Genomic DNA, 12,175 nt, shown 5'->3' with positions numbered 1-12,175 from the left:
CCCCCGATGAAAAAAGCTGGCAGAAATCTACTCCTCACCGTAGCCGGATTTGGCGTGGCAACCATAGTATTCGGAATATCGGAAAACTTCTGGTTGTCATTTGCAATGCTCGTATTGACCGGGGCATTTGACAACGTAAGCATGGTCATTCGACACACACTCGTACAGTTGATCACACCCGATGCAATGCGCGGCAGAGTATCGGCTGTAAACGGGGTATTTGTGAGCGCGTCAAATGAACTGGGTGGCCTCGAATCTGGAGGCGTGGCGAAATAATATGGACCTGTATTCTCAGTCGTAAGCGACGGCATCGGAACACTGTTAGTCACAGGCATAACCGCAATAGCTTCCCCGAGCTTGAGAAAAGTAGGCGCACTGGATGAAGTGGAAGAGGGATAGGATAGCAGGAGGGATACTGATCAGACCTGGACCGCAACCTGTGATCTAATGCCGCTTGATAACAACATAACTGATATCGTCATCGGGTGTATTGAACGCGATGAGATCCTCTTTAATCGCGTAGAAAATTTCTTTGGCGGTCAGATCTCTGATCTCGTGAAGTTTTTGTTCGAGATAATGCGGCGCGTAAAACTCGCCATTTCGGTGATGTTCAACCAGACCATCTGTAAAAAGAATGAGAATATCGCCCGTGCCCATTAAATCCCATTCATTAAGTTCGTACTCTTCCTTAAAACCGAGCACACTCTCATTGATATTGCGATCGATATCGCGTCCAGAGGGAAGCGTACCAATGGGTGGAGAGGCAATCATCCTATCTTCGGACACATCGACAATACCTTTGTACTTGCGCGAATACACCAGCGGCATGGGATGTCCCGCCGACAGAAACTGGAAATGCCCTTCCTGGGATATCTCACCGTAAATCATCGTAATAAATTTGCTGAGACTCGACGAATTGTAAAACCGCGTATTGAGATTTTCAAACAATTTGGCCGTAATATTGCCGTAATAATCCATTTCGTAAATCGCACCCATCAAAAAAGCCTGATGGAGCATCGTAGCCAGAAGCGCGTCCGTAATCTGATGCCCTGAAACATCGGCCACTGCCACACCGGCCTTAAAGCGACATTCCTCCAGCTTTTTGACAACATAATCCTGCCCGCGGTCGCGAGCTTTTTCTATACGAGCATCGAGATCATAGCGCTTCTTAAAATCGACATAAACAATATGATCGCCACCCACAATACCGTTGAGCGGAATGGTCTCGCCGTAGATATCAACACCGTCAAGCGTGGGTATTTCCCCCGGCAATGGTGTGACATAGCGGGCAATATCCTGAAAATTATTCAACTCCCCCATGAGCATCTTCATGGAGTCATTCACTTGCTGGAGACCCGTTTCGTCTATCTCATCAAAAGCCATAGAACTATTATCACCTGTATGAATATTAACCCGGCATCTGCACAGCCTCGAGCCGCTGCGCATCCCGATCTTTCTCCATAGACTCTGGATACCGATCGGGCAAATGCGAAATATTATTGAGACCCTCGAGACACTCGCCTTCGAGCCGGAAATCTGCGGATTGAATATTGTCTTCGAGATGTGCAAGGGTGCGCGCACCAACAATAGCAGATGTAATAGCGGGCTGTTCGAGCACCCAGCGCAAAGCAACCTGCGCAGGACTGCGCCCCAGTTCATCGGCCACCTTAAACAACTCGACCAACGTCTCGTCGGCACTATCCGCAAAATAATTTTGCGGATAACCCCATCCTTCTTCAGAACGCGATCCCGCATGAATGCGCTCACCGGGTTTGTACTTCCCGGAAAGAAAACCACCAGCCAACGGACTCCACACAACCACCCCCAGACCTTTCGCCTGACAAACGGGAATGAGTTCTTGCTCAATATCGCGCACAACAAGGCTGTATTGCGGCTGGTAGCACACAAAGCGCGACAGACCATTGTGATCGCTAATCCACAGCGCATCCATCAAACGCCATGCCTGATAGTTACTACAGGCAATATATCGCACCTTGCCCTGATGCACCAGATCGTCCAGAGCGCGAAGCATTTCTTCTACAGGCGTCTGCTGATCAACATGGTGAATATAGTAAATATCGACATAATCCATCCCGAGACGCTGCAAACTATCCTCAATCGCCTGCATAATATGAAAACGCGACATCCCCGAATCATTGGGACCTGATCCCACGGGATTGTAGAACTTCGTCGCAACAACAGCATCTCTCCGTCGGCCCTTAAGCGCCCTGCCCAGATAATCTTCCGACAAACCGCTGGCATAAGAATTGGCCGTATCAAAAAAATTGACACCGCGATCCACAGCCAGATCGACCAGCCGTTTGGATTCAGCCCTGTCCGCGCCATTGCCAAACGTCATCGTACCCAGGCAGATCTCAGAGACCTTAAGCCCACAGCGTCCCAATTGGCGGTATTCCATTCATCCTCCCAAAAAATCTCGAGCCAAACACAACTCTTGAAAAGTAACCATTTGCCAGTCTCAAATCAAGTCAGGCAATCCTCATCCGACAAAATCTTGTACGAAGACATAAACGGCACATAAAAAGAAGCAAATGATTTGGGACCTGAGCCATCAAAAAGCACAGTATCCCCAACGAGATCCTTGACAATGCGCTTGCCACTCCGGCTACCACCCGGACGCAGGGATTTCATCATGCGTGCCGCCTGTTCCAAAAAGCGTTTATCGCCCGAATGCTCATAAGCATGACACAGCGCTTCCATTTCTCGAGGACCGCCCGCCCGCCGCTGGAGACTGGGCAATTCCTTGTAAAAAAAGCGGCCATCGGGCATCACACAGTGATCGAGCAAATCGCCCATCTCTGCCACAATAAGTGGCGGAATGCGACCATCTCCCGTCGCGGTATAATACCGATGCAACGCATTGATCGCTATAGAAATCATGAAAGGAACGCGCACCAGCGTATGCGCGGTATAAGGCGCGAGAAAAGCCCCCCATTTTTCCTTCCACTCAATAAATTGCTCGGCAATACTGCGACACGCATCGAGGTATTTTTCTTCCCTCGTCTCAATGTACACAGCAATCAGACCGCGCATCGCCCAGCCAGTCTCGCGGGCTTGCTGCCCCCCAGCGCGAGAAAATTTGGGCGACTCGAGATGGCGGATCATATTATCCGCAATGGAAATCGCCTTTTCGCGAGCCTCCTGTTTGCCGGTCATGTGATAATAATCCAGCAACCCTTCGGTCCACTCGTGCGAAGGCGTTACACCACCCGTCACATGCCCCGCCGTGTGAATGGGTTGCCCACCCATCTTGAGTGGATCGTCGCTGTAATGGCAAAAATCCACATCAATCCAGTGTTGTGCAGCCACACACGCGGCATCTCTAAACCGGCGCTCGCCCGTCTTCGCATAGAGCAAAAACATCGCATGTGGAAAATCGTATTCATTATTGGTCCACACCAATTCCCCTTTACCGCGCCCCTGCTGCGTGTACCCGTGATCCGGACCATCGCCCCAGTGCATCATCCCAAGCCCCTGATTGCGCCCATCGGCCATATTGATAATACTGGCTTCAATATCCCGATTTTTATTCGTGGGAAAGAGATTCTCCCAAACATCGGCTTCGCGATACCACGACTCGGGCAGAATACCAATATCCGGATATTGAAATTGGAGCGATTGCACAATAACATCGTCCAGAGACATAGCAGAAGTGTGAAAATAAAATTGCATGCGATGGGTCTTAGCCACACCCTGCAAAATTTTGACGGGATCCTGACTCGCGGGATAAATATCCAGCTCAATGCCATCTTCGCCAACTGCAATCCCCTTGGGAAAATTTTGATGGGCATGAAAAGGCGTAATACAAACGCCTTTTTCAGCATCGCACCAGTCTGCCCAGAAATCCCCGTAAAACGTATCAAGCACGTGTTCAACAGACTGAAAAACAATCGTCTCAGCATCCAGAAGACGCGCATTTGCCCCCTCTGTAAGATCGGTGCGATAATAACCCTCTCCAGTAGCGCATCGCACATCGCCCGCACCCGATGCCGCGAACTTCAGCGCAATCTCTGCCACATCAACACTCGCGACCTTCTCCCGATTGATAAACTGATAATCCAGACGAACAAAAGGTTTACCCGCCCATGCCTCAATGAGAACGCGCATATCGAACAATGTGCCCGCATCGCCAACGTGTTCACCCGCACATTCGACAAGACTCCGCACGGGACCCGACTCCAGAACAGTAATAGTATCGATATTGGCGAGATACGATCCACCTTCTGCATCGGTTATACCAAAAGAAGCATTTGCACCAAACCATTCAATATCATTTACGCGAATCGCCTTAAAAAGATCTGTCCCGCATCCAACATCAACAGAAAGAACACCCGTATCAATAGTATAGAAATCTCCCCGTTGCGTCACCGTAGTCCTCTCATCGGGATCAGGCGAAGCAATACTGCCATCAGTGGCAAAAGCGAGATCGTGTGCGCGGTTGCCGGGAAGATCAGCCAGAAAATGCGCCATAAGCCACTTGATCGACCCGTCGTCCCAGCGCGCTGTAACATCGGTCTGAACCGCTATATCTCTTCCATCATTACAAATACCAAATTGCCCAGAGTCGGTAAGTCGCCCCTGGGCAAATGGAATACCGAGTGAAACGGGCTCGCCAATGCGGTCGTACATCGAAAGTTTATCAAAATGAATCGTGGACACAATTCCTCCCTTGAGATCATCAAACCAATCTGCGTTTCATCGAATATATTTCAAAGCCCCACCTCATGCAACAACGCTATAAACTTGACAGCTTGACGCTATGTGGTTTTGTCTTATATTATCGCCACGCAGTTGGATTCTATCTCCTCCACAATCCAATAGGAAAGGATTATACTATGTCATTGCAATTAGGCGATGTTGCCCCCGACTTTACAGCAGAAACCACGGAAGGCACCATCAATTTTCACGAATGGTTGGGCGATGGCTGGGGCATTCTGTTCTCCCATCCCGCCGACTTTACGCCGGTATGCACCACCGAATTGGGCGCCATGGCGAATATCAAGGACGAATTTGACAAGCGCGGCGTCAAAGTTTTAGCCATCAGCGTTGATCCCCTCGAATCCCATGAAGGCTGGATCAGCGACATCAACGAAACGCAAAATGCAACCGTAAATTATCCGATGATCGCCGACCCCGACCGCCAGGTAGCCGACCTCTACGAAATGATCCATCCCAATGCAGATAACACCCTGACCGTGCGTTCGGTATTCGTAATCGGACCCGACAAAACAATCAAACTGATGCTCACCTACCCGGCATCTACGGGCCGCAACTTCGACGAAATCCTGCGCGTAGTCGATTCCCTGCAATTGACAGCCAGGCACAGTTTGGCCACGCCCGTGAACTGGCGACCCGGTGAAGACGTGATCATCTCACCCACGGTTACAGACGAAGAAGCCGACGAGCGCTTCCCCGGATACACCGCCGTAAAACCCTATCTGCGCGTCATACAGCAACCCGCTGAGTAACCGACCACCCGCAAAAAGCAAAAGGTCTGTGATAAATGTCACAGACCTTTTTTATTTTCATTATATCAATCTATTCATGCCGCAGTGCTTCCACCGGATTGGACAGCGCCGCGCGAAGAGCGTGAAAACTCACAGTAAGCAACGCAATCGCCAATGCAACTGCGCCACTCAACGCAAATATCCACCACGAAAGATCCATGCGATAAGCAAAGCCTGCCAGCCAACTGTCCATCGCAAAATGCGCAACCGGCCAGGCAAACAGATTCGCAATCAGAACCATAATGGCAAATGTCCTGGAAACCAAAATCACAATATTTGACACACTCGCACCCAACACCTTGCGCACCCCAATTTCTTTCACGCGCTGCTCAACCGTAAATGCCGCAAGGCCAAACAGGCCCATACATGCGAGCAAAATTGCCATCCCCGAAGAGAGCAACGTCAGCGCCTGCGCCCGCTGTTCTGCATAGTACATGAATTCAAACTGCTGATCCCACATCAGATAATCAAAAGGCTGATCTGCGGGAGCGAAACGCTTCCAGGTCTCTTCAAAAAAAGCGAGCGTCTCTTCCATCCCCTCGGCTTTGACGCGCGCGCCCAGATTGTAAAATTGCTGGTGCCGAAGCGTCAGTGCAATGGGACCAATTTTTTCGTGTAACGGACTATAGTGAAAGTCCTGCACAACGCCAATCACCGTCCCCTTCCGATTTCTCACCCGATCAACCCACTCAAAAGATTTGCCGATGGGATCATCCCAACCGAGCCGCGCAACCGCCGTTTCATTAATAATAAAAGCTTTCGACGTATCTGTCGGAAATGCAATCGGATCAAATTTTCGGCCCTCTACCAGTTCGATTTGAAACACATCGAGATAATCTTCATCGACCTCCAGAAGGGGCATGCGCCAGTCCGTGCCCTCGTGCCCCTCTGCCCGAATGGTTCGGGTAATACCTCCACCCCATCCAATCCACCAGCGATAAGCCGTCACCTCAAGCACATTCGGATGGGCGCGAAAAGCCTCTTTCACCGTGGCATAACGGGCGGCGAGCTTTTGTCCCGGATCAGATTTTGTCTCCTGATCAAGCACAAAGATGGGTATGAGAACCATCTGCTCCACATTAAAACCCAGGTTCTTGTTTCTCATATAATCGAGTTGCCGATAGATCACCCCCGTACTCGCGAGCAAAATAATTGAAATTGCAAATTGCACCACCACCAGCCCCTTCCGGATCCACTGCCCTCGAGAACCCGCGCGAAACGCCCCCTTTAGCGTTTCGGTGGGTTCATACGCCGAAAGAAAAAATGCAGGATAAACACCAGCCAACAGCCCGACGAATACAGCAATACCAATCAAAGAAATTACAAGCAACGGATCGCTCGACAAATTCAACTCAATCTGCTTGAAGAAAAAGGCATTGAACTCGGGAAGCACGAGTTTGACGGCAACAAGCGCGAGCACAAGCGCGACCAATGAAGTGAGAACAGACTCGCCCAAAAACTGACCCATCAGTTGTGAGCGATACGCTCCCGACACCTTTCGCAAACCCACCTCGTGCGCCCTGCGAGCCGATTGTGCCGTCGTCAAATTTGTGAAATTGATACATCCAATTGCGAGCACCAGAACTGCAATAGCCCCAAATTGATAAACGCGTTCAATATCGCCGTACCAATCCAGGTCGTAGTCCTGCCTCGAATAGAGATAAATGCGCTTGAGAGGCTGGAGATGATACGCATTTGTACGCGCAATCTCTGCCCCCATATAGCGATCAATCAATTCGGGAAATTTTGCGGACAGCGCCTTTGGATCCGCCCCTTCTCGTAGCAGAAAATACGTATTGACGGGACGCCAACCATCGGTTGGTATCCAATCTTCCCAGGCGTATTTCGCGCCTGGGGACGTAAATCCGCCTGTTGAGATATAATCGATTTCACCGTAGCCGAGTGTAGAATTGCGAGGCACATCTTTTAATACTGCCGTGATGGTGCGCTCGCCGCCGTGGTGATTGCTCTCCGCGGTGATGGTCTTGCCAATCGGATCTTCGTCTCCAAACAACCGTTTTGCCGCCGATTCTGTTATCGCGATCGCATTGGGATTGGGAAATGCCGTTTCGAGATTGCCTCGCACAAAGGGAAAATCGAAAATTTCAAACATCTCGGGATCGGCAACACAGACACCCATCTCAAACTTTTTTTCATCCAAACGCACATCTACGGACGACCACGTTATCACGCGCACGGCTTTCTCTACTTCGGGAAAATCCTGCTCAAGTGCCCGTGTCAGCGCACCCGACGTTAATGGCAAATAATCTGATTGCCCTCCAGATCGGGTCTCCCGGATCACGCGATAGATCCGATCTCCTTTTGCATGCCAACTGTCAAAACTCAACTCATCCTGAATATAGAGCACGATCAAAAAGCACGTACCCAGACCAATGGCAAGCCCCAGAATATTAATTGCACTAAAGGATTTTTGCCGATTGAGATTTCTCAGTGCGATAATCAGATAATTTTTAAACACAACAACCCGCCTCCAAAATAAAAAGTAAATTCGTCACATACGAGTGTAGCCACGATCTTCAGAACCGTCAAGGTTTAGCATATAATTCCCAATTACAAACATCATCCATTGGACACACCTGGATCGCATATAGTTTCTCTTTCAGCACGTAATAAATTATATTGAACGAGTTATCTTTCCTGTTCCCCACACATTCTCCGCCTGATCCACTATGAAGCCCCTTACCCACACAACCCTCTATCTCATCATCCTCTCTACCTCCTTACCTGGATGCAAAGACAAACCCACTGCTCCGCCGGAAGAATCAGAGCCTCCACCGCACGTTGTATCGCAGACACAAACAGGCATCCAGATCACAACCCATGTGGGCACGACACACACCCTCATCTTAATACCCGAAGGACCGTTTCAAATGGGCGCCAACAACGGCATCCGCAACGAAGGCCCAGAACACACTGTCCATCTCGAAGCCTATTACATAGACCATACAGAAGTCAGCAATGCCCAATGGAACCCCTATGCCATTTCAGAACGCCAACCACCCAACTTTGCCCCGCCCGAACACCCCGTTATCAACATCAACTGGTTTCAAGCCGGCGAATACTGCGCATGGCTCGGCGGACGCTTGCCCACCGAAGCCGAATGGGAAAAAGCAGCGCGCGGAACAGACGGGCGCATCTATCCCTGGGGCGCTGCCCCGGATCCCAACCGCGCCAACTACCTCAACAGCGGCGACCCCTTTGACAACGGCACAGCACCTGTTGCATATTATCGTGAAGGCAATCGCGACGGGCGCAGCCCCTATGGCGTATTGGACATGGCTGGCAATGTTTGGGAATGGACACAAGACGAATACGACAGCGCGTACTATCAACGCAGCCCACGCGATAACCCCGTCAACTACGAAGTCAAAACCCACTTCTTACACCTCGAACGCGTTGTACGCGGCGGATCCTGGTTCAGCACGGCCTTCCTGGTACGCACAACAGCGCGCGACGCTCGAACATCCAACCTCCAGACCGATACGCTGGGATTCAGGTGTGTGGTGGATCGGTAATTTTAAATAGATATTGGCGTTACCCATACTTGGGTGATATAAACCATCATTTTTCCTTTTATGCCTTCGGCGACTTCATTTTTTTGCGCGCCCAAAAAAATGAAGCAAAAAAAGGGCGCCCCTGCGGGGGGCTTGCACAGCGCAAATCGTTTCTGTGGTAATACGACATGCTGTGGCCTGCACAGTTGGGATGCCATAAGGATGTCCACTGCGAATCGGACTCACGCGCTGTGCATATGGCTTTGATTGATGGCGTTTTGCGAGGGTGAGTTTTGTAATGCTTTATCTGAAGCAATGCGTAACATCAGTTATAAACACAAAGGACACGCATTCATATCGAGTGCATGTCCTTTTTACTTTTGACAAAGATCAAAGACCGAGAATTTTGAGAAGCCTTTTCAGTTCGCCGTCATATTGGGCAGCCCGCTGTAAGTCAGATAAGACGAAACGCTGGCTCAACTGATCCGCCGTCAGTTGTTTGCTGTACGATGGCCAAACTTTCCGAAGTTCCGCCTCCGCGTTGTTTCCAATTTTTCGCCTCTCGTGTCCTTCATGCAACCTGAGCAACACCCCTTCCAAGTTTGGACGCAGAAAAATGAGCTTTAATTTCTCCTTCGACGCCACACTTTGCGCGTCACGTCCAGCCTGTTTGTCTTGTTCAATGCGGTCCGAATCAAGCAACACCAGCTTGTCGCTAATATCCTGCCTTCCGGGATGTCTATTCAAGTAGCGGGCGGCCTCCTCAACAACGGATACCGAATCGCCACCGTGTCCTAACCCAACGTTCAGGTGCAGATGCAAGCCCTTCTCGTCGCAACAGTTTTGGAGGAATGTGACGAAGGCGCGATCACTCACCCCCTCAACCCCGATGAATATGACCCGCCTGAGTGGAACCCTGTAGCGACGCATCGCTTTTTAGCCAATCTTTGGAATACCACCGAGCACCCCCGCCCGATATTTGGGATAGAGACGCGTATCGCGGCGGAGACCGCGCACATCTTGTGCTCCATGCACACGGGTTGCGCCACTGTTGTCCTTCTCTACAATAAAAATCTCCTCCTTTTCCAGATTGTCGAGCAAGCCGACATTGTGAGAGGAGACAAAAAGCTGTGCGCCTGAAGGATTGACCTCTTGAGAGCGGAACCAGCTAAGAATTTCTCCGGCAATATCCACATGGAGATCGCCATCTATCTCGTCGAGGACCAGAGGAACGCCGCTACGGAGCGCGCCACCGATCCGAGGCAACAGATGAAACAGGCGTTTCGTTCCACTGGATTCCAAGTGTAGGGGGATTGACATATCAAGCCCGTGATGGTCGAAAAACACTTCCTTTTTTTCAGATTGGTCAGAAATAGTTATATCCTGAATTCCCAAATCACTGGATCGGATATGGTTTCTAATCCAGGATTCCATATCGGGGTCGCTCTCGAATGTATCCATCACACTTTGGGTCGAAGGTGCCCATCTCTCACGAAGCACGATATTGGATGACCAAAAAAAATCTTCCATCCATTTTGTAATACGCATCGCCAAGGGCACATTGAGCAGGGCGAGCGTGGTGATCACCGATGTGTCTTTTCGAACAATATCCTGGAGCATATCATCCTTAAGTTTAAGACCTAATTCGTTAGAAACGTATATAGATTTTCCCGGGACACCGCGCTCGAACAGACGCCGGGGGCGGCCCTTTGGAAAGTGGGACAAAGCTTCGTAAGAGAAGAAAGGATCATTACCACTGCATGCCACCTCTAACTCGTACCGGAACAACTGATGGACTTCGCCCAGCCAATTCGCTTCGAACTCCAGGCAAAATCGCGTCGGTTGGTTTCTGGTTTCTTCAGAAAAAAAGGGGAAAAAGGTCTTGAGCGATCTGTTTCTATCAAGGGGCAATCCTAATAAGGTGGTAAGGGCAGTAGCGACCAGCGCTCTGAGCAGCGTTGTTTTGCCCGATCCATTGGGGCCTATGAGCACGACCACAGAAGGAAGCCGGATATCCGGCTTTGCGGTGCTCCTTCGGAACCGCGGCAGGTCGGGAGCAGTTCCCGGAATACGCAGGTCAAGAACGACTTCTTCGCGGACCGAATGGAAGTTAGATATGGAAAATTTGTGAATCATATCGCAATAATAACAATTTTTTGTCGAGATAGCAATATAATAGTCAAAAAATAACGGGACAATCGATGCCAGCTCTTGTGGACTGATTGCCCCGTTCTGTGTAATATTCCTTTGTATCCTCAAACTCGGGCAGCGTTATAGACCTCCTTGAGCAATGCGTCCATGATGAAATCGCGCAGTGCTCTATCAGACATAAAATCGTTCACAATCTTCTGGTTTCTGCCCTGCCGTTGAACAAATGCCTTCATCACCTCGGGTTCAAAAACCTGTTTAAATTGATCAATTGAATTGGCCTGAGCCTGTTCCGCAAGACGTGAATTCCGCGCCATATCCCCTGAAATCTGATCAAATAGCAACTTATCCTCATCCGTCCAACTGGTGCCAAACCGCTCGTTAATCACTTCAATAATAGATGACAGCGGTGTGGTACGGTCGTCTTTGGCTTTTGCCGTACCAACATCACCCACGCCCTGCACAAACTCTTTGTCCCCCACCTCCAATGCCCCACTACCAGAAAATGTCATCTCGTTGCGATAGTGCGAAAGCGCAACTTCGTCGTCGAGTTCCAACATGCCCTCACCTGAACGGCGAGGTAGCTTGGTGAACAAATGCCGCGCATACGCATAGAGCTTCTCCAACTCAGTATCCTGCCATTCGATAATCTGACTCAAAAAGCCATATAGCCTTATAAAGCTCTGCAAGGTACTTTTGAAAATCTCGCCTTCTTCCGTGTATGCGTCTCCATCCGAACCCGAGACACCGTAAGACTGCTTGAACCGCTCCACAGCGGGATCAACCCACTTGTTAAGCTGCCCGTGATCATGCCATGTTCGAAGTGGTTGGAGCTTGAAATAGGTCCTGGCAAATTCCTCAATCTCCTCATCCCGCAACACGGGTTCGCTTTTCAGTCTTGCATCCAGCGTATAGAGATGATTGGGATCGGTCGGTTCATCGATCTCCGTCTGTTCGTAATACGGCTTGAACGCCTCTTTGATC

General features: G+C 50.1%; 9 protein-coding genes and 1 pseudogene. 3 read left to right on the top strand and 7 right to left on the bottom strand.

Annotated features, from left to right (window positions below):
* Positions 1 to 399 (top strand): annotated as a pseudogene (locus OXG87_22620) (MFS transporter).
* A gap of 45 nt (positions 400 to 444) precedes the next feature.
* Here the strand turns inward: OXG87_22620 and OXG87_22615 are convergent.
* The 3 genes from OXG87_22615 to OXG87_22605 form a co-directional block, all read right to left on the bottom strand.
* Positions 445 to 1,383: a PP2C family protein-serine/threonine phosphatase gene (locus tag OXG87_22615; protein ID MCY3872348.1), complete on the bottom strand. Its 939-nt coding sequence runs from the start codon at positions 1,381 to 1,383 to the stop codon at positions 445 to 447.
* Positions 1,384 to 1,408: 25 nt separating this feature from the next.
* Complete coding sequence (locus OXG87_22610) at positions 1,409 to 2,419, bottom strand: aldo/keto reductase (protein MCY3872347.1); 1,011 nt, start codon at positions 2,417 to 2,419, stop codon at positions 1,409 to 1,411.
* Positions 2,420 to 2,484: 65 nt separating this feature from the next.
* Complete coding sequence (locus tag OXG87_22605; GenBank protein MCY3872346.1) at positions 2,485 to 4,680, bottom strand: glycoside hydrolase family 127 protein; 2,196 nt, start codon at positions 4,678 to 4,680, stop codon at positions 2,485 to 2,487.
* Positions 4,681 to 4,856: 176 nt separating this feature from the next.
* On the opposite strand from OXG87_22605, the gene OXG87_22600 reads away from it, so the two are divergent.
* Positions 4,857 to 5,489, top strand: a complete 633-nt coding sequence (locus OXG87_22600; protein ID MCY3872345.1) for a peroxiredoxin — start codon at positions 4,857 to 4,859, stop codon at positions 5,487 to 5,489.
* A 70-nt stretch (positions 5,490 to 5,559) separates the two neighbouring features.
* Here OXG87_22600 and OXG87_22595 read toward each other — a convergent pair whose 3' ends face one another.
* Positions 5,560 to 8,007, bottom strand: coding sequence for an ABC transporter permease (locus OXG87_22595; GenBank protein ID MCY3872344.1), 2,448 nt, complete (start codon positions 8,005 to 8,007; stop codon positions 5,560 to 5,562).
* Positions 8,008 to 8,218: 211 nt separating this feature from the next.
* Here OXG87_22595 and OXG87_22590 point away from each other — a divergent pair, with 211 nt between their 5' ends.
* Positions 8,219 to 9,064, top strand: a complete 846-nt coding sequence (locus OXG87_22590; GenBank protein ID MCY3872343.1) for a formylglycine-generating enzyme family protein — start codon at positions 8,219 to 8,221, stop codon at positions 9,062 to 9,064.
* Between the two features lie 369 nt (positions 9,065 to 9,433).
* Here OXG87_22590 and OXG87_22585 read toward each other — a convergent pair whose 3' ends face one another.
* From OXG87_22585 to OXG87_22575, 3 genes are all read right to left on the bottom strand, one after another.
* On the bottom strand, positions 9,434 to 9,973 hold the full coding sequence (locus tag OXG87_22585; protein ID MCY3872342.1) for a hypothetical protein: 540 nt from the start codon (positions 9,971 to 9,973) through the stop codon (positions 9,434 to 9,436).
* A 6-nt stretch (positions 9,974 to 9,979) separates the two neighbouring features.
* On the bottom strand, positions 9,980 to 11,179 hold the full coding sequence (locus OXG87_22580; GenBank protein ID MCY3872341.1) for an AAA family ATPase: 1,200 nt from the start codon (positions 11,177 to 11,179) through the stop codon (positions 9,980 to 9,982).
* Between the two features lie 119 nt (positions 11,180 to 11,298).
* Positions 11,299 to 12,175 (bottom strand): type I restriction endonuclease subunit R (locus OXG87_22575; protein ID MCY3872340.1); only part of this gene is annotated, 877 nt, incomplete at its 5' end.

The sequence above is a fragment of the Gemmatimonadota bacterium genome (genome assembly GCA_026706845.1).
Classification (GTDB): domain Bacteria; phylum Latescibacterota; class UBA2968; order UBA2968; family UBA2968; genus VXRD01.
The sequence above is the reverse complement of the archived record's forward strand: the minus strand, read 5'-3'. Positions and strand labels throughout refer to the sequence as shown.